The organism is Pseudomonas sp. S35 (assembly GCF_009866765.1).
GTDB lineage: Bacteria > Pseudomonadota > Gammaproteobacteria > Pseudomonadales > Pseudomonadaceae > Aquipseudomonas.
In genome coordinates this window covers 4,934,466-4,960,656 of sequence record NZ_CP019431.1, presented here as the reverse complement: position 1 = coordinate 4,960,656, position 26,191 = coordinate 4,934,466, and the positions used below count along the sequence as shown (strand labels likewise).

Genomic DNA, 26,191 nt, shown 5'->3' with positions numbered 1-26,191 from the left:
AATGTGGTGGCGAAGAGAATAAGTCCCGCCTGACGTACTTTCGAGTGCTTGAACATGGCTGACTGCCTTTTGTTGTTATTCCTGAGCGTCAAATACGTGCCGTTTTATTTCAGTATGGCGCTATGACGTGTCACTTTTCTTACGGCTGCTCCAGCAAAACCCGGCAGCAACTTCTTACTGATTGAACCTTAGAGCCCTCGTTCTTTGCGGCTTAGATCCATTTCATATCAACTAATCAGGATTTCAGCTTAAAAAGACATGAGGCAGAACGCCATCTTGGCGCCAATGCCTTGGCTAGACAGCTAAAACGTTTAATCCGTGAATGTGCTTAGGCGCCTACCGTTCGTCCGAGCGTGCGGGTCAAAAGCAATGAGCGCATCCGTCATTGAAACCGTGTCAATCGGGCCTAAGGTAAGGGCACTACTGCGCAATGGTCCGAGGATGTCATGACCCAAGCTTTGATCTTTGATGCGATACGCACGCCGCGAGGCAAGGGCAAGGCCGATGGTGCCCTGCACAGCGTCAAACCGGTAAACCTGGTGGCAGGCCTGCTCACGGCGTTGGCACGGCGCAGCGACCTCGATACGTATCAAGTGGATGACATCGTGCTCGGCTGCGTAACCCCGGTAGGCGACCAGGGCGCCGATATTGCCAAGACCGCCGCGTTGGTGGCGGACTGGGCCATCAGCGTCGCCGGCGTACAAGTCAATCGCTTCTGCGCCTCAGGCCTGGAAGCGGTGAACCTGGGGGCAATGAAAGTGCGCTCCGGTTTTGAAGACCTGGTAGTGGTGGGTGGTGTCGAGTCGATGTCCCGCGTGCCCATGGGCAGTGATGGCGGTGCCTGGGTGCTCGACCCGCAGACCAACCTGCACAGCCATTTCACGCCTCAGGGGATCGGTGCAGACCTGATCGCTACCCTGGAAGGCTTCACCCGTGAAGATGTCGATACCTTTGCCCTACAGTCCCAGCAGAAAGCGGCCAGGGCTCGCGCCGATGGTTCCTTCAACAAGTCGCTGATTGCAGTGCAGGACCAGAACGGCATTGTGTTGTTGGACCATGACGAATTTATCCGAGGCGACTCCACCCTCGAAGGCCTCGGCAAGCTCAAGCCAAGCTTCGAGATGATCGGGCAACTGGGTTTTGATGCCACCGCATTGCGGGTCTACAGCCATGTGGAACGGATCAATCACGTGCACACCCCGGGCAACAGCTCCGGCATTGTCGACGGCGCAGCGCTGATGTTGATCGGCTCCGAAGCGAAGGCCCGTGAACTGGGCCTGCAACCGCGGGCGCGCATTGTCGCCACGGCGGTGACCAGCACCGATCCCACCATCATGCTCACCGGCCCCGCGCCGGCCACTCGCAAAGCCTTGGCCAAGGCCGGTTTGCGCGTGGAAGACATCGACCTGTTCGAAGTCAACGAAGCCTTTGCCTCGGTGGTGCTCAAGTTCATCAAGGACATGGGCATTGATGCCGCACGGGTCAACGTCAACGGCGGTGCTATCGCGATGGGGCATCCGTTGGGCGCCACGGGCTGCGCAATCCTCGGCACTTTGCTCGACGAACTGGAGTTGCGCCAACAGCGCTATGGCCTGGCCACCCTGTGTGTCGGCGGTGGCATGGGCATCGCCACCATTATCGAACGCCTCTGAGCCCAAGGAAGCTGTCATGACCTCAGCCATTCGTTACGAAAAAGGCCAGGACCAGATCGTGGTGCTGACCCTCGATATGCCCGGCCAGAGCGCCAATACCATGAACGGCGTCTACCGTGAGGCTATGGCGGCCACCGTCCTGCGCCTGGAGGCGGAAAAGGACCACATTGCCGGGGTGATTATCACCTCGGCGAAAAAGACTTTTTTCGCGGGCGGCGACCTCAATGAATTGATCCAGGTCGATAAGGCCCACGCCAAGGATTTCTACGCGAATGTGTTGGTGCTCAAAGCGCAACTGCGCCGCCTGGAAACCCTCGGAAAACCCGTGGTGGCCGCGGTCAATGGCGCGGCCTTGGGCGGCGGCTGGGAGATTTGCCTGGCGTGTCATTACCGCGTCGCGCTTGACGAAAAGTCGGTGCAGCTTGGTTTGCCGGAAGTCACCCTCGGCTTGCTGCCAGGCGGCGGTGGCGTAGTGCGTATGGTGCGTATGCTCGGCTTGGAAAAAGCCCTGCCGTATCTGCTGGAAGGTAAAAAGGTCCGGCCGCAACAGGCGCTGCAAGCCGGTTTGATCAACGAGTTGGCCGTGGACCGTGACGAGCTGCTGGCCAAATCCCGCGCCTGGATCCTGGCCAATCCCGAAGCCAGACAGCCTTGGGACGACAAGGCGTATCAAATCCCCGGCGGCACGCCGTCGAACCCGAAAGTTGCACAGATGCTGGCGATTGCGCCGTCGATCCTGCGCAGCAAAACCCAGGGCTGCTTTCCGGCCCCGGAGAAAATTCTCTGCGCCGCCGTCGAAGGCGCCCAAGTGGATTTCGACACTGCACACCTGATCGAAACCCGCTACTTCACCGAGCTGGTCACCGGTCAAGTGGCGAAGAACATGATCGGCACCTTCTGGTTCCAGCTCAATGACATCAACGCCGGCCGCTCGCGGCCCCAGGGCGTTGCCCCTTATGTGACGCGCAAAGTGGGTGTGCTTGGCGCCGGGAGGATGGGGGCGGGAATCGCCTATGTCAGCGCCTGCGCAGGGATCGAGGTGGTGCTCAAGGACGTCAACCTCGCTGCCGCCGAGAAGGGCAAGGCCCACTCGGCGGCACTGCTGGACAAGAAGCTCAGTCGTGGGCAATTGACCGTCGAGCAGCGGGAAACCACGCTGGCGCGAATTCATCCGACGGACTCGGATGCCGATTTGGCCGGCTGCGACCTGATCATCGAGGCGGTCTTCGAAGACCGTGAGCTGAAAGCCAAGGTGTCGGCCGCCGCGCAACGTGTGGTCGGTGCAGGCGCAGTGATCGCCTCCAATACCTCCACCTTGCCCATCAGCGGTCTGGCTGGCGCCGTGCCTTACCAAGGCAAATTTATCGGGCTGCATTTTTTCAGCCCGGTGGACAAGATGCCTTTGGTGGAAATCATCAAGGGTGCCAACACCTCGGACGAAACCCTGGCCCGAGGTTTTGACTTCGTCCTGCAAATCAAGAAAACCCCGATTGTGGTCAATGACAGTCGCGGTTTCTTCACGTCGCGGGTGTTCGGTACCTTTACCAACGAAGGCATCGCCATGCTCGGCGAAGGCGTGGCCGCGCCGATGATCGAGACCGAAGCGCGCAAGGCCGGCATGCCGGTGGGGCCGTTGGCGGTGTCCGATGAGGTGTCCCTCAGCCTGATGAACCATATAAGGCAGCAAGCGGCGAAAGATCTGCAGGCTGAGGGCAAGAGCGTGCCAGCGCACCCTGCGACGGCCGTCATCGATCTGCTGGTTAACGAGTACAAACGTGCCTGGAAAGCGGCAGGCGGCGGGTTTTATGAATATCCCAGTGGCGGGCAAAAGTACCTGTGGCCTGAACTGAAAACCCGCTTTGAGCAACCCGGTCAACGGATCTCTTCGCAGGATATACGCGACCGTTTGTTGTTTATCCAAGCCATCGAAACCGTGCGCTGTGTGGAGGAGGGCGTGTTGATGTCCACGGCTGATGCCAACGTGGGTTCGATCTTCGGCATCGGTTTTGCAGCATGGAGCGGTGGGGCGTTGCAGTTTATCAACCAGTACGGCTTGGATGACTTCATCGCCCGGGCGCGCTACCTGGCAGAGCAGTATGGGGCGCGGTTTGCGCCGCCGGTGTTGTTATTGGACAAAGCGGCGAGGGGTGAAGTGTTTCGGTGATTAATGGAGGGGCTTGCCTTGAAGGGGTGTTTCAAGGCAGGCTCTGGGTGTTCAATATTCCAATCGCCGTGTCAGGTATTTTTTATGTCGCTACGCGTCTGCATCCTGGAAACCGATATCCTGCGTCCAGGCTTGATCGATCAGTACCAAGGTTACGGGCAGATGTTCAAACGCCTGTTCTCCAAGCAGCCGATTGCGGCCGAGTTTGTGGTCTACAACGTGGTACAGGGTGAATATCCCTCGGACGATGAGGTGTTTGACGCCTACCTCGTCACGGGCAGCAAGGCCGATTCCTTCGGTACCGACCCTTGGATCCAGACGCTCAAGACCTACTTGCTGCAGCGCTATGAGCGTGGCGACAAATTGCTCGGCATCTGCTTCGGTCACCAGCTGTTGGCCTTGCTGCTCGGCGGCAAGGCTGAACGCGCCAGCAAAGGCTGGGGCATGGGCATTCATGACTACAAGCTCGATACCAAGGCCCCGTGGATGAGCCCCGAAGTGCCCGAGCTGACGCTATTGATCAGCCACCAGGATCAGGTCACCACCTTGCCGGACAACGCCACGGTCATTGCCTCCAGCGATTTCTGCCCGTTTGCCGCGTACCACATCGGCGACCAAGTGCTGTGCTTCCAGGGCCACCCGGAATTTATCCACGATTATTCCCGCGAACTGCTGGAGATTCTTCAGACAACCTTGGGCGAGAAGATCTACACGAACGGCGTCGCCAGCCTGGAGCGCGAGCACCACGGCGCCACCGTGGCGCAATGGATGATGCGCTTTGTGGCGCACAAAGCCTAAAGCCAGCCCGAACGCTTGAAACTGGCCCACAGGCTGGTGCATCCCACCGCAATAAACCCGAGTACCGCAAAATAGCCGTAGTGCCATTGCAGCTCGGGCATGTTCTGGAAGTTCATCCCATAAATCCCTGCCACTGCGGTGGGGAATGCCAGGATCGCTGCCCACGCGGCAAACTTGCGCTGCACCACGCTCTGGCGCGACGCCTCCAGCAACACACCGATCTCGATGGTCTGGCTGGCGATGTCGCGCAGGGTGGTGAGGTCTTCCATCTGCCGGGTCACGTGGATCTGCACGTCACGGAAGTACGGGCGCATGTTCTTGTCGATAAACGGGAAGCTCAGCTTCTGCAGCTCCTGGCTGATCTCCACCATCGGCGCCACATAGCGCTTGAGCCGCAGCACGTCGCGGCGCAGGCCGTGGATCTTCTGGATGTCTCGCTCACTCAGCGAACTGCACAGCACGTTGCGTTCGAGTTCATCGATCTCGGCGTGGATTGCTTCGCTGACCGGCTGGTAGTTTTCGGTGACGAAATCCAGCAACGCATAGAGTACGAAATCTTCCCCGTGCTCCAGCAACAGTGGGCGCGCCTCACAGCGCTGGCGCACAAAGCCGTAGGACGCGGAGTGACCGTTGCGTGCGGTAATGATGTAGCCGTTGCCGGCAAAAATATGGGTCTCGATAAACTCCAGCTTGCCGTTTTCGCGCACCGGTGAGTAGGTGACGATAAACAGCGCATCGCCGAAGGTTTCAAGCTTGGGGCGGCTGTGTTTTTCCAGGGCGTCTTCGATGGCCAGTTCGTGCAGGTTGAACTGGCGTTGCAGGTTGGCCAATTCCTGGGCGTCGGGCTCTTCCAGGCCGATCCACACAAAATGTCCGGGTTTGGCGGCCCAGGCCGCGCCTTCATCAAGGGTGATATCAGTGACTTTCTTACCGGCGCTGTAGACGGCGGCCGCAACAACTCTACCCATGATGCTGATCACTTCTTGTTAGGAGGACAGGTGTTGGGCAGCTTAGCTTGAATGACGTTCCGTCGTGGTCGTGGTTGCGGCGAGTTTTGTGTGGTGAGCGAGCTTGCTCGCGCTGCGGTGCGAAGCGCCCCCAAAAGGGTTCAGGCCGACTGCAACTCGCGATCCAGCTCTGCAATGCACTCATCCATCTGCGCCTGACACGCCTGCATCAACGCCGGGACGTCATTCGCTGTCAACCCAACCGTAGGAACCGGCGGCAACGAACGTATGAGCACATCACCACTGTTCCAGCGATTGAGCTTCATATGCGTGACGTAATTGCTCACGCACACCTGCACGATGGGCACACCTGCGGCGATCGCCATATGAAACGCGCCTTTCTTGAACGGCAGCAAACCCTTGCCCATATTGCGCGTGCCTTCCGCAAACACCCAGATCGAGGTGTCTTTGTGCTGCAGCGTATGGGTGGTGGTCAGCATCGCACGGCGCGCCTTATGCGCATTACCGCGATCGATCAACACATTGCCCGCCAGCCAGAACAACTGGCCGAACAACGGCACCCATTTCAGGCTTTTTTTGGCGATACACACCGTGCGATAGGGCACCACATTGCCCACCACGAACAGATCATAGTTGGACTGGTGGTTGGCGATCACCACGCACGTACCCGGCTTGTTGCGCAGCGAGTCGACATCCGTCTTCACGTTCAGCCCCAAGATGCGCATCGCAGGTAACGCATACAGGCGTGCGCACAGGCGGCTGTTGTCCGGGTTGAATGGCCGGCAGATCCCTATAAGCACGCCCAGCACACCGGCGAGCATAAAGTGCAGGCCCATCAACAGCATACGTAACAAAAAAAGCATCGACACGGCCTACGGGGGCAAAAGGTGGCGCAGTGTACGGTTGTGCACTGTCTTCGGCAATTACCCCGGTGGCGGTAGGAGATAGCCGATGTTTAAGTGCATGTTTCAACGCCTTCTGGCACCGGCTGGCTAGAGCGGCTTAGGATGTTTTTAACTGGTGTGTAAGAAAAAGCCCGACACAGGGTCGGGCTTTTGCACGGTTGCGACGAGGGGCTTAGATCACGTTGTGGCCCTGATCCTGAATGATCGCGTCGTCCAATGCGTCCAGCAGCGCCTTGCGCACTTTCAACTTGGTATGTTTGTGGGCGTTCATATTGATCTTCTTTAACTGGCGTGCAGCTTCCAGTGCCGCTGCGTGCAACTCTTCGGGCGCAACCACCTTATCGAGGAAGCCGGCCTGCAACGCGCCCTGCGGGTCAAACATCTCGGCATTGATTACCGAACGGTGGAACGCCGACTTGCGCAGACGATCCCGTGCCAGCTCAATCCCGGCGTGGTGCATGGTCATGCCGATTGCCACTTCATTCAGGCCAATGCTGAACGGGCCTTCCACGCCAATCCGATAATCCGCCGACAACAACAGGAACGCGCCCTTGGCCACCGCATGCCCAGGGCACGCCACAATCACCGGGAACGGGTGCGACAGCAGACGACGCGCCAACGTCGAGCCCGACGTCACCAGGCCGATGGCCTCTTTAGGGCCGGCGGTCATCACCTTCAAATCATAACCGCCCGACAAAATCCCCGGCGTCCCGGTGATCACCACCACCGCCCGATCTTTCTCGGCCTGGTCCAGCGCTGTATTAAACGCACTGACCACATCCGGAGAAATGGCATTGACCTTGCCGTTGCTCAGGGTCAGGGTCGCGATACCGTCTTCGAGGTGGTAGGCAATCAACTCACTCATGACGCGGTTCCTTGTAGGACTTGTTATAGAAGAATGCAGCAGACGTTACCCACCACGCCCGTCCCGGTAAAGCGCCGTGACTGACTGGCCAGTCAGCCTTTTCCCGCATCCCCACCCGCAAATGGCCTGCAGCAGGGCACAGCACCGAGCCTTGACCATCAAAACCCTGCCCAAGATTGGCACAATCACCGCCCTGCACCGGGCCCATTCCGGCATAACTGCCTAAGCGCATGAAAATTCTGAAAAAAACCTTTGCCATCAGAAAGGCTTTCGACTACATTAGCGCGCCTCGACAGACTGAACTAGTTTGACGAGATACGGTGAAGTGTCCGAGTGGCTTAAGGAGCACGCCTGGAAAGTGTGTATACAAGAAATTGTATCGAGAGTTCGAATCTCTCCTTCACCGCCATATTTTACTGAAAAGCCCCGTTTTTACGGGGCTTTTTTGTATCTGGTGATTTTGTTCCCCCATCTGTTCCCCCATCTGGATTTTGAGGCATTTCTTGCCTCGGAAGCCTGTCGATAGTTTCCGCTGCAAGTCTATCCATCATTGCGACGTGCGGCATTTGCTTCGATTCAAGTTGCAAGGAGTCTTTTCCGCATGTGTTGTAGCTTCAACTCAAATTCACCTTTCTCTAGCAGTCATATTTGAACGCAATGAGGTTGAGCTGCATCCTTATCCTCCTCATCCTTTATCGGCCTTTCGACGTGCATCTATCTCGTCGCGATTCAAGGGTGGCTAGCGCGCATCGTCGATGAGTCCTCACCAAGTCTCTCCATGCGTCACTCATTTGGCTCATCAGTCCCATAATATTCGAGAGTGTCCTACCTTGGGCGTACCATCGATTTTGTGATTTTCCTCAGTTGCTTAATTTGCCTCGGCCTAGCTTGGTTAGGGCTCCCTAATCATAAGCGGACTAAATCAATCGAGCTGTTGCGATAACTCTAAAAGCGTATGTTATAACGTATCGATAAGGCGTGAAAATTTCATCGGCGCTACGAGTGGTTTATATTTATTGCCATTGAGCTTTTCCCGGTTGGTAGCTACGTTCGGATTTTTATGAAGTAGCCTGATGTATTTACCAACCCGCGGCGCCGCTCAGGTTCCCAACACTCTTGCTCACTGAACAGCGGTAACTCTTTAATGGTGATAATTTCGCCGTTCTTAACTTCAGGTTTTCGTTTGAGCAAAATGGTTTCCTGAAAACGATAGTAGCTTCCTACCTTGTCGACATGTCCGAGCTGGATTAACAACTTAATCGTCGCCTCGAGTCGCTCGGCACTGGCGCGGCCTCTCAGAGTGCTGGGGCCGTACTGTTTTACCTGTGTCAATGTGAATTGGGTTTTTGCCCCCGGCTTCAAATCGTTAGGTCGAGGCATATTAGCGGAACCGCTGATTGGGTTGATTTCATTTTTGCGTGCAGTTCTCGGCTCTTGTTCTGTACGGGACTCTTTGTAAGCCGTTTGCAACAAGTAGTGCACTAAATTATTGGCATCTGTAACAAGTTGCGGCTCATTAGCCAGATGGTCGATGAAGTGTTTTGAGCAAATCTGTGCGAACTTCCAACAAAACTGCAGGGTGGATTCTTCAATCTCGATGTCGTTGTCCAGCTCGCGCTCGAACGTATGTAGGATGGCCGCCAGGCGGCTGGTGTTTTCGAGCAACTTGGAGGCGTGATCCTTGAGGTAATAGTAGAGGCCGTTCTCTTGCATCTGCTGTTCGAGGCCTCGACTGCACTGAAGCCAGAATTCTGCTGCTGACTCCGAAAAGCGCAATACCTGGCGGTCAGTCTTAACGGGGGCGGTCAGTCGTTCGTGGATGCGGGTATTGAATGCCTGTTGGCGCGGCAGTGCAGATAGTTTTACCGGACTGCGTTGACCCGCCATTTGACGCGGTTTGACGACCAAGAAGCGAGCGAGGAATCCCGTGCCGCGGGCTTCCTCACCGCGTTTGCCCATGAAACGTGCTATCACGCTCGGCTGCGCCATGAGCGACAGTGTGAGTCGGGCATTTTGGAGAATAAAGCCTGCTCTTGAGACGCGATCAACGATCACGCTGTTGCCATCCCAGAGGGTGTTGAGTTTGTCTAGTTCGCCCAGGGCTTTGCCACTAAAAATACTGCTGGCTTCGCTGGTCAGCAGGCAACCGTTCGGCGAGTTTTCATAGAGCATTTGCACTAGCGCTTGTGGGGTCGTGTCTTCGTAGAGAAATTTGCCCGAGCGCTCAGGTTGCGGTTCAGTCCTGACGTGTTCGGCGACAGCATCCCGAGCGGCGAGCGTTGCGGGTTCGTCTTGTTGAGAGGCGCACTTGCTGTAGGTGCGCTCTAAGTGGCGTTTATGCGTGCCCCAGAGATGGTGTTTGACCTTGTGCTCCGCCAGGGCTTCATTGTTGGCCTTATACGCCGAATCATTTCGCGCGTTGATGGCCTTGAAGAAGTAATTCTGCGTCGTGGTCTTCCGCTCACCAGAATCAGCAATGGTCAACAGCATGAGTGAGGTCGGTACTTTATGCCCGGTGGGCATTTCGACATCCACGTGCCCCTGACAGGCTGTTGCCATAGCGCCGAAGGCGCACATTATCGCCATCTCTCGGTGAACCTGCAGTTCTCGGGCAGCCTCTCTCACCGCCCCGTCCAACAAGCTGTTTTCACGGAAACTCGGCCAAATGTCCTGCGAGGCATCTGAATAGGTTTCAATCATGGTGGGAATTTCAACATCAATCGAATTCACTTTTATCTGCTATATCCGCTATTTATAGCGACAATAGCAGACGAAATGAATAATTCCACTCTCTATTATTGAATAAACGACGACGCGACCCTGCGCTCGCGTTGTCTTTGAATCACGCAGGTTATGCGTTTTAGGTGGGGGAAGCTGCCTCAGCGAAGTAGGTGCAGGAGCCCGGTGTGAGTCATTTTTTACTAACCCAGCCATTCCTCTGAGCCATACAGAGGAGCCCGCTCATGCGAATCATCCGACTGAAGCAAGTCACCGACTCCACCGGCCTGGCACGGTCGACCATCTACAAATACATCGCGGAATGTACCTTCCCGAAACCGGTACCACTGGGAGAGCGCAGCGTTGGTTGGGTGGAGAAGGAGGTACACGATTGGATTCTGGCTCGGATCGAGGAGCGCGACCTGGCCGAATGAGTTGCAGTCTGGCGAGAGCTGACTACCGGGCATAAGTGCCATGACTGGCTAGCTGCCAGTCATGGCACTTATGCCGATTAGCAGTTGAGAGCTCCCCCCAAGGGACTGTCAACGATGCTTGCGTGCCCTGCATTGCATTGCATTGCATTGCATTGCATTGAATTGAATTGAGGTCCAGCGCTGGTCTGGTTGGTGCCTAGTTGATATTTCCCCAGAGTAAACCGCCCCTTGAAGACGCCTGCGAATGCTGTGTTTGTGGACGAATTCATTCCGTCAGACCTGTGCGTGCCCGGTGGCTAGTCCTCGGAAAACAGTACTACGCTATAGCTCCTATAACCATTATGTTTATAGCTCCTACAACTCTACTCCTACAGCGCTTATAACCTTTTTAATCCAGTGACTCGGAACCTATATAACCAACGGGGTAATCAGCATCTAGAGATACCAGCCGGCTGAGAGAGGACCCTGGAATCTGAATCACTCCAGTTAAAAACAACACAATCGGCTTGAGGTATGACCTAACAAACAGGACATACCGTCATGACCCCTTCATTCAAACCCAAACGCATCCCTGGTAATACGAATCTGCGCTACTGGCATGAAAGTACCTACGATGGTTACCCGCTCATGTTGGACAAGGGCCCCTTCATTGAGCAGTACTTGGAAAAGCTGTACCAGACTCTGCAATACGCTCTGTCTGACTACGCCCGTGTATTTGCCTTCAGATTTGACTTGAGGCTGCCCTGTGGGAAGCCGCTGCCTGATGATGCGATGACTAACCAGGTGATACAGCGCTTCAAGGCGTCACTGGACGCGCAGATCAGTCATGATCGTGAGCGGGCACGGATGCGCAGTAGATCATCCCATGACACGTGCGCGAGGCTATTTTGGGTGAGAGAGGTAGGGAAGGGCGGCCGGCCTCATTACCACTGCATCGGATTTCTCAATCGTGACGCCTACTGCTCGCTTGGCTATATCAAGTCTACGAGCAAGAACATGTACAACCGTCTCACATTGGCTTGGGCTAGCGCGCTTCGTCTACCGGTGGATGATGTGCTGGGTGCCGTACATGTTACTAAGGACGCTACTCATCACTTAGCTCGGCATGACTATCTCGGTCATGATGAGTTCTTTCGCCGCTCTAGCTATCTGTGTAAGTCCGCTACGAAGGTCTTTGGTGATGGTCAGCATGGATGTGGAGGGAGTCGGTGCTAAGGGGCGTTGATATGTAGGCGGCTGGGGTTCAGTTGCAGCCGATGGTCGATGCGTTGCGCGAAGTGGTACTCGGGCACCAGGTTAAGGGCTAGAAGGTAAGCTGGATGTTGGGTGCGGATATCACGTCGTTTCTTTGGTGAGATCGACAATGATTGGATACTGACCGTAAGCAATCGGATGGACGCCCCCGCCCATAGTCGCATCGCTATGTAGTGGTCTAATGAAACCGGACACCCTTTTAGGCGAGAATACTCGCCAGATCGAGGTGTCAGATGACCAAACAACGCCGTACCTTTTCCGCAGAATTCAAACGCGAGGCTGCCGACCTCGTGCTCAAGCAAAACTACAGCTTCATCGAAGCCAGTCGTTCACTGAGTGTTGGTGAGTCGCCGCTGCGCCGCTGGGTCGACCAGCTTCAGCAAGAGCGCACCGGCGTCACGCCCCAGAGCAAGGCCCTGACACCAGAGCAGCAAAAAATCCAGGAGTTGGAAGCTCGGATTGCTCGCCTCGAGCGCGAGAAATCAATATTAAAAAAGGCTACCGCGCTCTTGATGTCGGAAGATCTCGAGCGTACGCGCTGATCAATCAGCTAAGCGTCCATGAGCCTGTTGACTGCTTGTGCGAGGCGTTTGAGGTCGCTCGTTCGGGGTACTACGCGCATCGTCTAAGGCGGCGAACACCAGATGTTGAGCGGCTAAGGCTGCGTAGCCGAGTGAGCGAGTTGTTCACCCAGGGCCGAAGTGCTCCCGGCAGTCGAGGCATCACGTTGATGATGCAAGAAGAAGGTGAGCAAATTGGACGGTTTAAGGTACGCAGGCTGATGCGTGAGCTGGAGTTGGTCAGCAAGCAGCCAGGATCACACGCCTATAAAAAGGCGACAGTCGAGCGGCCGGATATCCCAAATATATTGAACCGCGAATTTGTTGTCGAAGCGCCCAACCAGGTCTGGTGCGCCGACATCACCTACATCTGGGCGCAGGGGAAATGGCACTACCTTGCGGTTGTCATGGATCTTTACGCTCGCCGAGTGGTGGGCTGGGCGTTATCAGAAAAGCCGGATGCAGACTTGGTGATCAAGGCGTTGGACGTGGCTTACGAGCAGCGTGGCAAGCCGCAAGGCCTGCTATTTCTCTCAGGCCAGGGATCGCAATATGGCAGCCGCAACTTTCGCCAGCGGCTGTGGCGTTATCGCATGCGTCAGAGTATGAGCCGCCGAGGAAACTGCTGGGATAATGCGCCGATGGAGCGGGTTTTTCGCAGCTTGAAAACAGAGTGGATACCAACCACTGGCTACATGACCGGCCACCAGGCTCAGAGAGACATTAGCCAGTACCTGATGCATCACTACAACTGGATTCGACCTCATCAATTTAACGATGGATCGGCCCCAGCGAAAACGGAAGAAAAACTCAAAACCGTGTCCGGGATGAGTTGACCACTACACTATGCTAGAGTGAGTGGATGTCACCATCCACCTGTACGAAGGGGTAATCAGTGGACTTGCCCCTTCAAAACCGGACACCAACTCCCCGTTAAATTGATGCCACTGCCACCATCGCCATTAATTTGGGCGTTCGGTAGGTGTGTTGGCTGTTCGCTTACTACTGACCCTTCTAGGGCATCGGATTGCAGATCTGTGGGCGCTTGGATTTATCTACAAAATGACTCTAGGCAGTTGTTATGGAGGATGGCTACGGCCAGAGGGGCTTCGGCACAGTGATGTCGCAGTTACCAATGTGACCGCCATAACACCGTTGGAACTGCTTGAAATCGACGCGGGCGCCACACGAGGATCCGTTTTTAGCTTTTAAGGATTGTCTGATTATTTTTTAAGCTACATCCTATTAGAGTTGGCGGATGAAACTAAGCCAGTTCATCCGTCCACTCGACCCCTCTTTTTCCACGCCCAAAGCTGCGCGAATGCTCCTCCATATGTTCGCGCTGGCTTTGGTGTTGGGCACGTATGCTGGGGGCTACAGCTATCTTCGTGCGTCGCTTGATGAGGGGATTTCTTCACGTCGCAGCAACATGAACGATGCGATCTCCGATGCTCAAAATTTCTTCATCGCGCGCCAGACACTAATCAAAAGCGTAGGGCTCGCGGCAGTGCGCAACAATACACAGCCGCTCGCGAACGCCAATGAAGTTCCAGGAGAGGAAACGCACATTATCCTCGGTGAACAAGGTGGCGATACCTGGAGCCTGTGGCTTACGTACCGCTTGATGTCTTATCTGCGCACCGAAAAAGTCAATTTGCTCTACGTTTCAACCAGTGCCCCAGCGAAAGTCATTCGATTGTTTGATGCTTACGATATTGCCGAACAGCCCGCGGTACTTTCTCGTAACGTGCTGAACTCGCTGGCCAGCAGTGAGAAAAGCCAAGATGTGTGGGTCACGGATCAGCAGAATCCGGACGCGGGCCTCTATGTATTCTCACGTCTTGACGAGCGCGACCCAGCGTCCGGCTGGCTTGGTTTGGAGGTTGGAAAGCAGGACTTGCTCAAAGCGCTGCGCCGCGAGGATGCGGGAGATTTTCTGCTTCTGGATGCCAATAACCAATTGCTCTATTCCGGCGCCGCTGGCCTGGCGCTGTCAAGGTCTTTGAAGCAACTGCCCAGCGGGCGTGCTTTTGGCATCGTGGGTAGTCTGTTGTTTTTCCATCAAATAGCGATTGTCAAAGACCTTGGTTGTTCGGATTGGCGAATAGCGTATACGACGCAACTCAAAGCGTTATGGCCGCCTTTGTTCTGGCCCTTACTCATCTGTTTGCTCATTTGCACGGGCGTGACCTGGTTTATGGTGTGGCTGGTAATTCGGATTGATCGCAGACTTATTATCCCGGCCGGTCACCGCATCGAAGCCTTGGTGGAAAGTGAGGAGTTCAGCCGCGCGGTGATTCATATCGCACCTATCGCGCTATGTGTTCTGCGCCGTCAGGATGGCCAAGTAGTACTCGAAAATCAGTTGTCGCAGCAATGGTTGGGGCCAGGAAGCGAACGCAAGAATCTATGCCATGACTGGATATGTAGAGGGTTCGACCACCAGGAACAAAACAACACCGACGAGCTGCAGATAAGCGATGGACGCCATCTCAGCTTGAGCTTCGCTGCCACACGCTACAAGCGTGAGGACGTTCTTATCTGCGCGTTCAGCGATATCAGTACGCGCATACAGACGGAAGTCACTCTCGAGCAGGCTCGACAACTGGCCGATGCCGCAAACCAAGCCAAGACCCTGTTCTTGGCGACAATGAGTCATGAGATCCGCACGCCGCTTTACGGGGTGCTTGGGACCTTGGAGTTATTGGCCCGCACCCAACTCAGCGCCCAACAAACCAACTACATCAGCGCGATAGAGGGGTCTTCCGCAAACCTCTTGCACTTGATTTGCGATGTGCTTGATGTGTCAAGGATCGAGGCGGGGCAATTGTCACTGGAGTTGGTACGGTTCTCGCCACTTCAATTGATTGAAGAGGTGATTCAGAGCTACGTCGGCGCCGCACATGGTAATGGGCTGCAACTTTTCGCCTGCGTCGACCCAAGTCTGCCGGACTGGGTGAAAGGGGATGTGGTGCGCATTCGGCAGATACTCAATAACTTACTCAACAATGCGCTCAAGTTTACCAGCAGCGGTCGGATTACCTTGCGTGTGAAGTTGGACAGCCGCGACGACGAACGCGCCATGCTTCACTGGCAGGTCGCGGACACCGGAAAAGGCATCTCTCATGAGGACCAGCAGCAAATATTTGAGCCGTTCTACCAGGGCGATGGCCATACCAATGTGGTAAACGGTGCTGGCTTGGGGCTTTCGATTTGCAAACGCCTCATGCATTTGATGAACGGTAGCATGCGCGTCGTCAGCGAGCCCGGTCTGGGTAGCAGCTTCACGTTGTGTTTGGCACTTGAGCAGTTGAGCGAAGTTGAAGGCGATAGTTTTTTCAGCGAACTGTGCGCCGAGGTGGTCTACGTGGTGTCGCCGGTTCGCGAACTGGCCGAAAGCGTCTGCGGCTGGTTGCGCCGCTGGGGCGCGCGAGCGCAGATAGCTACGTCGGCTGCTTATGAACATGAAGGCGGCGCGGTACTGGTCGAAGTTCACCCAGGGCGAGTCGAAAAGCAGCTCCAGCCACAGTGGACCGGCCCGCTGGTGATAGCGGCAAGCGACGAGCACGATGCGTGTCATATTGATCACCCCCATCGCATGGTCAGCCTTAGCCGATTGTCGGCCCTGCACCGTGCAGTCGGCGAGGCTCAAGGCCAGAGAGGGGAACAGGAGCTGTCTCAGGAGTCAGTCCAAGCGACGTTCAATCTTGAGATGCAAATACTTGTAGTGGAAAACAACCTCATCAACCAATTAATACTGTACGACCAGCTTGAGGCGCTCGGGTGCGAGGTCGAGTGGGCTAACAGTGGTCTGGAAGCACTTGAAGCCTGCCGTGTCTCGCAGTTTGATTTGATTCTGACTGATCTGAATATGCCCCATATGAATGGGTATGAGCTAAGCGCCAAACTGCGTGAGCTGGGATGTTCAGTGCCGATCATTGGGTTTACAGCCAATGCGATGCGCGATGAAAGCGAACGTTGGCTTGCCGTGGGCATGAGTCATTGCCTGGTCAAACCTTTCTCCTTGCGCACGCTGTATACCTGTTTGCAACCCTATCGACGGAGCAAGGTTTGAAGGTCTATAACGTAATGATCGTCGAAGATCACCCTTTCCAGCAGGAGTATCTTTACCATGCCTTTTCCGAAGTGGGCGGGTTGAGCGTCAACACAGCATGGGGTGGTGTGGAGGCGCTTCGCTTCTTGCAACAGAAGGATTATGACTTGGTGGTCAGCGACCTGTTCATGCCCGATATGGATGGTGTCCAACTGATTCAGGAAATCGCTGTACTTCCAAAGAGACCGGCACTGGCATTAATGAGTACCGCGTCGCGGCGCATTTTGATCAGCGCCGGGTTGGCCGCAGAAAGTTCAGGCCTCACGGTGATGGGGCTGTTCTCCAAACCGGTGGAGTTGACGGCAGTCATGCAGCTGCGTGATCGTCTGGATAAATTTCACAGCGCGGCGCCTCCTGCGGATCGGGTAGTTCAGAAAAGTCGGCAGTTGTTAGTGCGGGCCATGAAGAGCGGTCAGATACAAGCCTGGTTTCAGCCGAAGAAATCACTGCGCACCGGTCGAATATGTGGCGCCGAGGCTCTTGTCCGTTGGCGGCACCCTACGCTCGGGTTGCTGGCGCCTGTGGACTTTCTGGATGCGATCAACCAATTCGACTTACAGGAACAACTGCTGTGGCGGATGCTCGAAGACGGTCTTGCAGCGCAATCGCTCTGGCGTCGGCACGGTTATGACGTGCCCATTTCAGTCAATTTGCCGACTCATTTACTGGACAGCCATGACTTCACCGACCGGCTGTTGAAGAAGGTGGTCGGGGCTCAAGCCGAGCCTCGCTTGATTATCTTCGAACTCATGGAAAGCTCGACGACCGATGACCCGAGTAATTTTTACGCCGGCGCTTGCCGCCTTCGCATGATGGGTTTTGGCCTGGCTCAGGATGACTTCGCCAAAGGTTATAGCTCTTATTTCAATTTGATCTCGACCCCGTTCAACGAAATAAAAATAGATCGCGCTCTGGTCCACGGCTGTGTCGAAAATGAAAGTCATGCCACTGCCCTGCAGAGTGTGGTCGATTTATGCCACAAGCTTGGATTGGTCGTCACTGCCGAGGGGGTCGAGACTCCCGCCGAGTTAGCATTTCTGCGCAACATCCGTTGTGATCAGGTGCAGGGGTATGTGATCAGTGGGGCGGTCGCGAGCGTGGACTTTATAAAGATGCTTGAGGCTGATGGCATAGGGCCAATATTTACCTGATAGACTAATCTACCTTTGCAAACCAGCCAGGGATTAGCTGTATTTGCGCCGGTCTCTTGCTGTTTCGACTGGGGGATAGCGCCCCAAAGTGAGTTTATGTAGATGATCCCGGAAAATGCGGGCCTTGGTGCTCTGGCGATGAGTTTTCAACGCCTGAATAAACTTCTTTTGCTCGTAGTGGGGATTGCGTTATTGCTATTGGGCATGTGCTTCTGGGCAGGTGATAGGGTTCTGGAGGAGGAACGGGACAAGGTCCGGTCGCACTTTGAGCGATTGATCGAAAGCATTCATGAGCATGAGATTTTCCTGCGAAACGCGGCAATTGCTTACAGCCAGACGAACAAGAACATCACGTCTGATATACGACCCATGTCGACGATAGAATTAATACGCCATGGTGACGAACTGCTGTATCAGGTCCGAGGGTTGGCGTTGTCGCTGCCCTTTACATTGGCACAACGGGTGCACTATTCATCGGCGCAGATGCAAGGTGCATTCTCGTTGGGCGTGCAACTGACCGATTACTACACCGCCTACTGGTCGGGGTCGTATTACGGTGCCCCTCAGTTGTTTATGTTTTCACCGACTCCGCAGTTCAACATCGCGATACCCGGTATCGGCAGCACGCCAAGGCAACCCCGGCTCGGCATGGGAAATTTCTTCCGCGTCAGCGGACGCCTTTACGACAGCCTGCACAACAGGCTTGACACACTGAGTGACAATCGAGTGCGCTGGATGCGTGCCCCCCTGGATTTGTTTCCCGAGTATAAGACGATTGTCGCGTACAGCGGAGTGGCCTTCCCAGGCTCCGTTATGCCCTCAGGAAAGGATGAAGGGCTTTCATTTCTGGCCGCGTTGCTTAATGTGGAAGTGCTCAATGACGCAGATCATCAACTGATCAGCTCGATCAACAGTAGCCTCACATTAATTTCCCCGGAGGGAGAAACCTTGCTTGGGACTGACACGTCCTATGCGCAAGTCCCCGACGGATTCAGTTTTGATAGTTATGGCCTGCGATTTAAGTTGTTGTCAGCGGGAAACGAGGCTTGGATCGGGCTCTATACCATCAGCTACAGTAAATTTTTTCGTTATGCCAAGTGGTCTTTGCTGACGGCTACCGGAGTATTCAGCGTCGTTTTGTTATTGGGCTGGTGGATCAATCGCCTCTACCGTTTGAGGGTCGTCGAACCTGCGCAGCGCGCCAGCCGCCGCTTGAGCGAGAGTAATGCCTTCAACCGTGTAATGGTGGACAATGCCCCGGTCGGGTTATGCGTCTTGCGGCGCAGTGATGGTGAAGTACTGTTAGAGAATCAGCGGGCTCAACAATGGCTGATCACGCCTCAGTTGGTTAGCTTTCTCAATCGTGATTACAACGACGCGCAGCCCGGTGAAGTGCAAATCGAAATCGACGGGCGTTACCTGTTGGCCAGCGTCGTATCTACGCGCTATCAGGATGAAGACGTGCTGTTGTGCGGTGTCAACGACGTCACACGCCATGTCGATGATACCAATCTGATGGAGCAGGCTAAGCACTCGGCTGACGCGGCCAGTGAAGCCAAGACTCTATTCCTGGCAACCATGAGCCATGAAATTCGCACGCCCTTGTATGGCGTGCTGGGCAATCTGGAACTGCTCGAGCTGACCGACTTGAAGTCCGATCAACGCGAGTACTTGCAAACGATCCATCGATCTTCCGCCGCGTTGCTGCAGTTAATCAGCGACGTGCTGGATGTCTCTAAGATCGAATCCGGGCAGATGGCCGTTGAGTCAGTGGTGTTCTGTCCGTTGGATATCTTTGAAGACGCCGTACGTAGTTATACCGCTTCTGCACTTAACAAAGGCCTTCAAATATACGGCATCGCGGATTCCAGTCTTCCGCCGTGGATGCAAGGTGACCCTGGACGCATCCGGCAAATCATTAACAACCTGCTGAGCAACGCGATTAAGTTCACCGATTCTGGCCACGTTGTTTTGCGGGTTAAAGTCAGCGATCAGGAGGGTGGGCACGCATCGTTGCAATGGCAGGTCTCGGACACGGGTGTCGGGATCAGTCATAAAAAAATGCCCGATCTATTCAAACCGTTTTCGCAGTTGGGGGAATCTCAAAGCCCAGGCGGGGCAGGGTTGGGTCTATCGATTTGCATGCGCTTGAGTCAATTGATGTCGGCTACCCTCAGGGTAGTCAGTGAGCCTGGTCTTGGCAGCAGCTTTTCCTTGAACATACGGTTACCGGAAGCGACAGGTGATGTGGCTGAAAACCGTGAGATCGACCTCCAGGGGATTACCGTATTTGTTCGGGCGCCGATCAAGGAAATGGAGCAGTCGCTGGCCGATTGGCTCAGCCGTTGGGGGGCGAGAGCATCGCCGTTGCCGCCGTCGTTCAACGGTAATCCCGGGGAAGTATTGCTGGACATGATACCGGGCGCGGCAGGCCGGGACGATTGGCGCGGTGAGCGTGTGATTGCCAGCCATTCGGGTACACTCGAGCCCGAACATGACGGCATTGGATGGATGGTAAATGCTTACGATATGCAAGGTATTGCCAGCGCGCTGGAACGTGCATGCCACAATCCCACCTTCCGCTTCATACCCCGGCGGGTTGAAGAACTGACCCACGTCGGACTGCGGGTTCTTGTCGCTGAGGACAACCCTATCAACAGAGGCGTCCTGGCCGAGCAACTGCAAGCGCTCGGCGCCCAGGTAACAATCGCGGAGACGGGAGAGAAGGCACTTGTGGCGTGGGCGCCGAAGCTATTCGATCTGGTGATCACTGACTTGAACATGCCGGTGATGGATGGCTATGAACTGGCTCGAAAGTTACGCTTGCGCGACCTCGATATCCCCATCGTAGCGGTGACGGCCAATGCGTTGAGAGAGGAAGGGGAGCGCTGTCTTGCGATAGGTATGAATGCCTGGCTCGTCAAGCCGTTGAACCTGAAAATCCTGCGCGAGACGCTCGCCCGGTACTGCCCGCCCGCCACATCGGTCACGCGACGTCAACCACATAGCTCTATGGTGCTCGGTGACCTGGACGGCTGGATAAAATTATCGGTACCTATGCAGCAGTTGCTGGTCGACACGTTGCAGGTCGATCTGGACAGCGCACAAATAGCGCTGGATAAAAAAGATACATCCGCCTTGGTGAGCCTACTGCATCGCCTCAATGGTTCGTTCGCTTCAGTGCGTGCCAAGGCGCTATCCGCCGCCTGTAACGATTGGGAAGTCACACTGTCGACTGAGGAATTGAATGTCACCTCGGCTCGTGCAGTCCATCGCTTGTTGGAGAGACTGTATTCGGTCCTGCTCGCGTTACGCGGTGCTCTTAGTCAAGAATGAACGATGGATGATTAGCACATAATGCGTAAAATAAAAGTTGTAATAGCCGATGATCACCCAATCGTGTTGGTTGGCGTCCGGGAATTGATGTCCAGAGACCCGCGCTTCAAAGTCGTGGCCGAGGCCACCAGTCCAACGCAGTTGATCGCTGAACTGACCGCTCATGCACCCGACGTAGTTCTGACCGATTTTAACATGCCAGGTGATGCGAACTATGGTGATGGGCTCAAGCTCATCAGTTATCTTGTCAGGCAGTTTCCGAAGACGCAGATAGTGGTGCTGACGATGATATCCAGCAGCCTGATTCTTTCCAGGCTTCATCAGCTGGGTGTCGTTGCCGTCTTGCAAAAGAGCCAACTTCAAGATGAGATCCAGCATGCGTTGGATGCGCTGACCGCGTACCGTCAGCGCCAGAACGCCGAGGGCGCAGCCAGTTTGGCGTCTGCCAGCATCGGCGATGTCGACGAGCGCTTATCCAGTCTGTCACCCAAAGAGCTTGAGGTGTTGCGCTTATTCATGGCGGGAAGCAGTGTTGGCAGCATTGCGCTTCAACTAAAGAGAAGCGCCAAGACTGTAAGCGCACAGAAAGTGGCGGCCATGCGCAAATTGAAAGTGACGAGTGATCTGGACTTGGTGTCGTATTGCATCACGGCCGGTCAGTTTATATGACGACTCACTGATAACTCATTTCCATCAATAAGGTTGCGGTGAACGCGCCGGTGGAGGGCAACGCGGCCCCCAACAAAACTGGTTTTACCCGAAGAATCAAGCCTATTGAAGTCCCGTCCGCGAGCATGCTCAATGCCGTGTCAAGGCTCGGCGAAACGTTGCCCAGGTTTAAGTAAATACCACTCACGAGAATCTGGAGACCTAATTGCGGCAAGCTAGTGCTCAGTATCTGCGGGGCTAGTTGGCCACTTCCCGGCAATAGTTTAAGTATCACGCGACTGCCTGGGGCGCACTCAAAGCTCAGATGCACCTCGGTGGTAGCACTGCGACTTGCGCTGAGATCACTGCGCGATACCTGCCCGAGATTTATCGGCATGGTGGCTGGGAATTGTGGCGTGCACGGCGGTTTGACCAGCTGGCCGTCGATTTGTAATTTGTAGTCCATGGAGCTTGCGGCCAACGCCGGCGTCGCGGCCAGGTGAAGCATGAAGGCCATCGAGCCTAGATCAAACCAAGTGCGCCATGACCGAGCGTTAGCTTTCACTTAGTGCCCCTCACAGGTAGTCGATGGTCAGGACCAAAGCAGAAGAATAACTGCCCACCGCGACAGTACCCGTTGAAACCAATTTTGCGTTCAAACTCAGGTCGACGCTGCCGTTCAAGCCGGTAAAGGCCTTTTTGACCCCCTCCATATTGGCGGCGCTTGAATCCGACGCATATAGCAGTGCAACACCCAAATTGGTAACGTTCGTTTTAGCGACCGTGGCGGAGATCGTACCGTTGGTCGAGGTAAAACTCATGTTGAGTGACGAGCCTGAAGGACAGGTCATCTTCACCGGGACTGAAACTACCGGCGCGCTACTGATCTCGTCGGTACGAACGCTGTTGAAGTTTGCCGTCAAGGCTGTCGCAGATGTCAGCGTGCAGGGAGGACGGGTCATCGTCCCGCGGACGTTGATATTGACGGTGTCGGCCGCAAAGGCTGGGACGTTGATGAAGGCTGCCAGCGCTGCCAGCGATAAATTCTTGATCATGATGTGTGCGCTCGTCGGTTAGCGATAGTTGATGGTCAGCGTGTACTGATTTTGGAATGTCCCTGTAGGGACCGTCTGATTCATGACGTAGGGAATGAAGCTGATGGCGACCGTGTTGCTGCCTTTGGCTAACTGTATCGTCCGCGTCGCGTTCAGCGTCACGGCAGAGGCGGTATCGGCCCATTGGGCTTGCAGAAAAAGGCCGGCCAAGCTGGTATAGGAAAGCCCTCCCGCTGCGCTGAGAACAGTTTGCGATGACGTAAGCACAAGGTCCGCCGTCTTCGCGCTCAGACAGGTGACTGAGATATTCGCAGTCTGCTTGGCAACGCTGTAATCCGCGCTGCTGAGCGAGCCGAAGTTCAACGTCGCGGAACTTGCGGAGCTCAAATTACACGCCGGGGCTGTGACGGTGTAGGCGATCGGCAGTTCGAATATCCACTCCGCGTAATCGAGCCAATTGATGGACGTCACCCCGAACTGGAAGTGGAAGTTGTATTTGCCTGGTTCGGGCGCTACAGCCTTAAGTGACAGGTTGTACGGCAGAACGGTGCCGATCGGTGCTTCTCTGCATACTGAGCCTGCGCCGAGGCAGACACCGGTGTTGGAGCCTAGCCCCACTTCCGGCAACGTCGTGGCGGTGTAGTTATTGATGATGGAAAAACGCGGTTGCCTGGTGCCGCTGGTTAAACTGATCAGTTGATTAAGTGCTGCACCGTAGGGAAATCGGCGCGTGACGGTGCAACTGCCACTGATGTTAATTTCAATTTGCTGGCCTGCCTCGAAGGTATAGCGAAGTAAAGGTTGTTTGGCGTCGCAATTGAGGTTGCCGCCAACCAGCGCGTGTGCGGGAGGAGCGATAAAGACAAATGTCGCCGCAACGGGAAGCGCAATAGCAAGGGCGCGTTGCCAACTGCCAAAATACCTACTTTTGGCTCTCGATGGCCGGATGCTTGTGCTGGGCCATTCACTCATCATGAAGAATTCCTTTGTCACTGGTCACATCCTTGGATTTGACTGCGCAGTTAATAGTCATTTGTACGATCGCCGCCTCAACTTGATCTGTCGGGGGAAGTTCAAGCACTTGAGCGCACCAGCGATTATTGTTGACCTTGAGCACCAACTCGGAGCGCGCGGGTACACCCGTTAGATAGACCCGGCCGTTATCCGCCATCATGGCGCTGACCAACGGTTCGCCCTCTATTCCGAACAACTGGACGTCGGCGGCAAACGGGGCTGGCTGGCCCGACTCACCAATTACGGTCAGAAGTACGCGACGACCGATGCGCGTCTCAAATTTCGCCAGCGAAAACGCCCCTCGATTAGGCGTGACTTCCTGCACCAGCTTTGAGATATCTGTGTCGTCGGACAGCGAGGCGGTGTCCAGCGCGATGCGGTTCTTGCGATAAGGCTGCGCCGACGGAACCACGGTGTAGCCGACGCCGTTGGTACGAATCCCGCTTTTGTTCAATATTGCGACCTCAGCGGCGCCTGGGGTTGAGACGATGACATTGGTTTCCCCAAGCGGCTGGGTGAACATCAGATTGCTTTTATAGGCCACTACGCCGCCTTCAATCCCGTATTCGAGTTGGCGAGTATCCGCAGACTGATTGATTCCGCCATGCACGATTGTGTTGGCGGCGTTATAACGTGCGGCTATGGATCCTCCCGTGACATTGTCGGCCTGGGTTACTTGCTGAGTGAGCCCGACGTTGTAGGACAGCGCGTTATTGTCATAGGCCGAGCCACTGAGCCCGGTCGAACGCACTGCGGAGCCTTGGGAATCCTGGGTGGCGCTAACGGTGACGCGCTTGCCGCTCTGGGGAGTACCAAGCGGTAAACTCAGGCTAAGCGACAGGCTTCGGCTATTGGATTGCCGAGACGCGCTCTGAGCCACTCCGAGGGAGTAATTGACGCTGCCAATGCTGAAGTTGTACCCAATCTGAACGGAGGTATTGCTTTGGCTGGCATTCCAGTAATCGGACTTTGAGAAGTTGACATACAGCCCCCCCATGGAGCCGAACTGCTGAGAGACACTTGCATTGAAACTACTCTTTGTGTGACTGTATTGAGCACCGTCGTACCAACGGGTGTTGGCCTGGCTATCGAGCGCTTCGGTGAATGTATAAAACCCCTTGGTGGAATATCGATAACCCACTAGGCTGAAGTTAGTGTGGGTTGCCGACAAGGATTTGGAATAACGAAATCGGTATGACTGACCCGAAAGGCTCTCGCGGGCGGCCCCGATGTTGTCACTTTGAGCATGGGTGACATCCACAGAGATCGCCCCCACACCAGCAAAGTCACGAGCGAAGCCGAGCAGGCCGGATGTGTAATTCTCACTGATCTGCGTTCCGCCAAAAACGGTAGTGCTTGTGCTCAATCCTCTACGCAACGTGGCCTGTACCAATGCCGGCTTAGCAATTTCGGCGTCCTCCTCGCTTGGGCGATACTGGCCGGCCGCGATCGAATAGCTCTGTTGGGTCTCACGTAGCATGTAGGGCACCGATGAGAACGATTGGGTGAACTGTTGGCGCTCACCACTGGGGCCTTCGATGGTCACCTCTAGATCGCCGTTTCCGGCGGTGGAATAAAGATTGGTGAGTGCAAAAGGGCCCGAGGGCACCCATTGTTCGTTGATGACATAACCGCGTTGGCGGATGGTTATGAGGGAGCGGCCCGTCGCAATACCGCGTATGACGGGTGCAAATCCCCGACTTTGTTCGGGAAGCATGTCCAGGTCCGAAGCGATCTCTACGCCCCTATAAGGGACGGACTGGAAGAGGTCGCCTTCTGTGGATGTTTCGCCCACCGTCGCAATCGCCATCCAATTGCCCATGTCGCGTTGGACATAGGACTCCAGGGACTGCCACTTACCAGGGGAGGCGGTGCTTTTATGCCAATTAGAGTAGTTACGCAGGCGCCAAGGGCCGATATTGAAGCCGTTACGCAAACTGGCAAATTGATTATTTTGTTGCGCATCATTGTATTTGCTTGTACTACCGGAAAAACTGTAGTTGCTGAAGGCTACTTGTTCGCCGTCGCTCCACTGTTGGCGGCGCACCGCGAAAGGTAGTGGGCCAATGTAGGCTTGGGGTATCTCGAGGGACAGTCGCTGGCGGTTGAAGTCATAGTGATAGCTGATATCGGCAATGGCACCGGTGAATAGGACGCAGCCATTGGTGGTGTACGTGGGATTCGATAGGTACTCGGCCTTTATCCCTCGTCCTTGCAGAAAGGAGAGGTCAAAACACGGGAAAAGTCCGTTTGCCGATGGCTGCGCGATTGTTTCCTTGATAAATTGCAGGTCGCGTCGGTCGATGAGTTTCTCGTTGACAATAATGTCGACGCGGTACAATCCCGGTATTTGCCCCGAGCTCATGGCGTCGACTTGTTCAATTACCTGCGCCGAGCCAGGACCTCCGCCGATTTCCAGGAATGAGGCGTCAAAGCGATAGGCTGCGTGAACTTGCGACATCAGCAGTCCGCCACCCATCACCACAAGGTAGCCGACTCCTTTGCCACTGCTCTTAAGCGTAGTAGGGAGCAAGCGGGGCATGTAGACTTCCTTA

Annotated in this window: 19 protein-coding genes and 1 tRNA gene; 11 read left to right on the top strand and 9 right to left on the bottom strand. The window is 55.3% G+C overall.

Translation table 11 applies throughout. The annotated features are described in order from the left end of the window. Nucleotides 1-446: 446 nt before the first annotated feature. The 3 genes from PspS35_RS22170 to PspS35_RS22160 all read left to right on the top strand — a co-directional run bounded on the left by PspS35_RS22170 (nt 447) and on the right by PspS35_RS22160 (nt 4,614). Entirely contained in the window at nt 447-1,652 is a 1,206-nt protein-coding gene (locus tag PspS35_RS22170) for an acetyl-CoA C-acetyltransferase (protein WP_159936798.1), read from the top strand. 16 nt (nt 1,653-1,668) lie between these two features. Beyond that, on the top strand, nt 1,669-3,816 hold the full coding sequence (locus PspS35_RS22165) for a 3-hydroxyacyl-CoA dehydrogenase NAD-binding domain-containing protein (RefSeq protein ID WP_159936797.1): 2,148 nt from the start codon (nt 1,669-1,671) through the stop codon (nt 3,814-3,816). 84 nt (nt 3,817-3,900) lie between these two features. Further along, entirely contained in the window at nt 3,901-4,614 is a 714-nt protein-coding gene (locus PspS35_RS22160) for an amidotransferase (RefSeq protein WP_159936796.1), read from the top strand. Here PspS35_RS22160 and PspS35_RS22155 read toward each other — a convergent pair. The 4 genes from PspS35_RS22155 to PspS35_RS22140 form a co-directional block, all read right to left on the bottom strand. Beyond that, the gene (locus PspS35_RS22155; protein WP_122305989.1) at nt 4,611-5,582 is read right to left on the bottom strand and encodes a magnesium and cobalt transport protein CorA; all 972 of its coding nucleotides are present in this window, start codon (nt 5,580-5,582) and stop codon (nt 4,611-4,613) included. The genes PspS35_RS22160 and PspS35_RS22155 overlap by 4 nt on opposite strands. A 140-nt stretch (nt 5,583-5,722) precedes the next feature. Continuing rightward, nucleotides 5,723-6,445, bottom strand: a complete 723-nt coding sequence (locus PspS35_RS22150) for a 1-acylglycerol-3-phosphate O-acyltransferase (RefSeq protein WP_159936795.1) — start codon at nt 6,443-6,445, stop codon at nt 5,723-5,725. Nucleotides 6,446-6,659: 214 nt separating this feature from the next. Further along, the gene (locus tag PspS35_RS22145) at nt 6,660-7,352 is read right to left on the bottom strand and encodes a crotonase/enoyl-CoA hydratase family protein (RefSeq protein ID WP_159936794.1); all 693 of its coding nucleotides are present in this window, start codon (nt 7,350-7,352) and stop codon (nt 6,660-6,662) included. After that, nucleotides 7,345-7,611 (bottom strand): hypothetical protein, encoded by a 267-nt coding sequence (locus PspS35_RS22140; protein WP_159936793.1) that lies wholly within the window; start codon nt 7,609-7,611, stop codon nt 7,345-7,347. Before PspS35_RS22140 ends, PspS35_RS22145 begins: the two co-directional genes overlap by 8 nt. 60 nt (nt 7,612-7,671) lie before the next feature. On the opposite strand from PspS35_RS22140, the gene PspS35_RS22135 reads away from it, so the two are divergent. Beyond that, nucleotides 7,672-7,761 (top strand) — tRNA-Ser (locus tag PspS35_RS22135). A gap of 635 nt (nt 7,762-8,396) precedes the next feature. On the opposite strand, the gene PspS35_RS22130 is transcribed toward PspS35_RS22135, so the two are convergent. Continuing rightward, nucleotides 8,397-10,082 carry a YfjI family protein gene (locus PspS35_RS22130; protein WP_159936792.1) on the bottom strand — a complete coding sequence of 562 codons (1,686 nt, stop codon included), beginning with the start codon at nt 10,080-10,082 and terminating at the stop codon, nt 8,397-8,399. 233 nt (nt 10,083-10,315) lie between these two features. Between PspS35_RS22130 and PspS35_RS22125 the strand changes: the two genes are divergently transcribed. The 7 genes from PspS35_RS22125 to PspS35_RS22095 all read left to right on the top strand — a co-directional run bounded on the left by PspS35_RS22125 (nt 10,316) and on the right by PspS35_RS22095 (nt 21,588). Further along, complete coding sequence (locus tag PspS35_RS22125) at nt 10,316-10,504, top strand: AlpA family transcriptional regulator (RefSeq protein ID WP_105162734.1); 189 nt, start codon at nt 10,316-10,318, stop codon at nt 10,502-10,504. A 540-nt stretch (nt 10,505-11,044) separates the two neighbouring features. Then, nucleotides 11,045-11,719, top strand: coding sequence for an inovirus-type Gp2 protein (locus PspS35_RS22120; RefSeq protein WP_105162733.1), 675 nt, complete (start codon nt 11,045-11,047; stop codon nt 11,717-11,719). Between the two features lie 272 nt (nt 11,720-11,991). Beyond that, a protein-coding gene (locus tag PspS35_RS22115; protein ID WP_159936791.1) for an IS3 family transposase occupies nt 11,992-13,154 on the top strand; the annotation gives its coding sequence in 2 pieces (ribosomal slippage) (nt 11,992-12,247 and nt 12,247-13,154; 1,164 coding nt in all). Nucleotides 13,155-13,576: 422 nt separating this feature from the next. Further along, nucleotides 13,577-16,393, top strand: coding sequence for an ATP-binding protein (locus tag PspS35_RS22110; protein ID WP_137205666.1), 2,817 nt, complete (start codon nt 13,577-13,579; stop codon nt 16,391-16,393). Further along, nucleotides 16,390-17,583, top strand: coding sequence for an EAL domain-containing response regulator (locus PspS35_RS22105; RefSeq protein WP_137205665.1), 1,194 nt, complete (start codon nt 16,390-16,392; stop codon nt 17,581-17,583). Before PspS35_RS22110 ends, PspS35_RS22105 begins: the two co-directional genes overlap by 4 nt. A 102-nt stretch (nt 17,584-17,685) precedes the next feature. Next, nucleotides 17,686-20,919, top strand: a complete 3,234-nt coding sequence (locus PspS35_RS22100; protein WP_137205664.1) for a hybrid sensor histidine kinase/response regulator — start codon at nt 17,686-17,688, stop codon at nt 20,917-20,919. 21 nt (nt 20,920-20,940) lie between these two features. Beyond that, entirely contained in the window at nt 20,941-21,588 is a 648-nt protein-coding gene (locus PspS35_RS22095; protein ID WP_137205663.1) for a response regulator, read from the top strand. 4 nt (nt 21,589-21,592) lie between these two features. Here the strand turns inward: PspS35_RS22095 and PspS35_RS22090 are convergent, their stop codons facing one another. The 4 genes from PspS35_RS22090 to PspS35_RS22075 all read right to left on the bottom strand — a co-directional run bounded on the left by PspS35_RS22090 (nt 21,593) and on the right by PspS35_RS22075 (nt 26,178). Beyond that, nucleotides 21,593-22,075, bottom strand: a complete 483-nt coding sequence (locus PspS35_RS22090) for a fimbrial protein (protein WP_159936790.1) — start codon at nt 22,073-22,075, stop codon at nt 21,593-21,595. A 67-nt stretch (nt 22,076-22,142) separates the two neighbouring features. Continuing rightward, nucleotides 22,143-22,622: a fimbrial protein gene (locus tag PspS35_RS22085; protein WP_137205661.1), complete on the bottom strand. Its 480-nt coding sequence runs from the start codon at nt 22,620-22,622 to the stop codon at nt 22,143-22,145. Nucleotides 22,623-22,640: 18 nt separating this feature from the next. Continuing rightward, a complete protein-coding gene (locus PspS35_RS22080; protein WP_159936789.1) occupies nt 22,641-23,597 on the bottom strand; it encodes a fimbrial protein in 957 nt (318 codons plus the stop codon). After that, entirely contained in the window at nt 23,587-26,178 is a 2,592-nt protein-coding gene (locus PspS35_RS22075) for a fimbria/pilus outer membrane usher protein (RefSeq protein WP_159936788.1), read from the bottom strand. Before PspS35_RS22075 ends, PspS35_RS22080 begins: the two co-directional genes overlap by 11 nt. Nucleotides 26,179-26,191: the final 13 nt, after the last annotated feature.

Coding starts and splice junctions, on each gene's coding strand:
- PspS35_RS22170 (WP_159936798.1), top strand. CDS start 447: ATGACCCAAGCTTTGATCTTTGATGCGATACGCACGCCGCGAGGCAAG.
- PspS35_RS22165 (WP_159936797.1), top strand. CDS start 1,669: ATGACCTCAGCCATTCGTTACGAAAAAGGCCAGGACCAGATCGTGGTG.
- PspS35_RS22160 (WP_159936796.1), top strand. CDS start 3,901: ATGTCGCTACGCGTCTGCATCCTGGAAACCGATATCCTGCGTCCAGGC.
- PspS35_RS22155 (WP_122305989.1), bottom strand. CDS start 5,582: ATGGGTAGAGTTGTTGCGGCCGCCGTCTACAGCGCCGGTAAGAAAGTC.
- PspS35_RS22150 (WP_159936795.1), bottom strand. CDS start 6,445: ATGCTTTTTTTGTTACGTATGCTGTTGATGGGCCTGCACTTTATGCTC.
- PspS35_RS22145 (WP_159936794.1), bottom strand. CDS start 7,352: ATGAGTGAGTTGATTGCCTACCACCTCGAAGACGGTATCGCGACCCTG.
- PspS35_RS22140 (WP_159936793.1), bottom strand. CDS start 7,611: ATGGCAAAGGTTTTTTTCAGAATTTTCATGCGCTTAGGCAGTTATGCC.
- PspS35_RS22125 (WP_105162734.1), top strand. CDS start 10,316: ATGCGAATCATCCGACTGAAGCAAGTCACCGACTCCACCGGCCTGGCA.
- PspS35_RS22120 (WP_105162733.1), top strand. CDS start 11,045: ATGACCCCTTCATTCAAACCCAAACGCATCCCTGGTAATACGAATCTG.
- PspS35_RS22110 (WP_137205666.1), top strand. CDS start 13,577: ATGAAACTAAGCCAGTTCATCCGTCCACTCGACCCCTCTTTTTCCACG.
- PspS35_RS22100 (WP_137205664.1), top strand. CDS start 17,686: ATGATCCCGGAAAATGCGGGCCTTGGTGCTCTGGCGATGAGTTTTCAA.
- PspS35_RS22095 (WP_137205663.1), top strand. CDS start 20,941: ATGCGTAAAATAAAAGTTGTAATAGCCGATGATCACCCAATCGTGTTG.
- PspS35_RS22090 (WP_159936790.1), bottom strand. CDS start 22,075: ATGCTTCACCTGGCCGCGACGCCGGCGTTGGCCGCAAGCTCCATGGAC.
- PspS35_RS22085 (WP_137205661.1), bottom strand. CDS start 22,622: ATGATCAAGAATTTATCGCTGGCAGCGCTGGCAGCCTTCATCAACGTC.
- PspS35_RS22080 (WP_159936789.1), bottom strand. CDS start 23,597: ATGATGAGTGAATGGCCCAGCACAAGCATCCGGCCATCGAGAGCCAAA.
- PspS35_RS22075 (WP_159936788.1), bottom strand. CDS start 26,178: ATGCCCCGCTTGCTCCCTACTACGCTTAAGAGCAGTGGCAAAGGAGTC.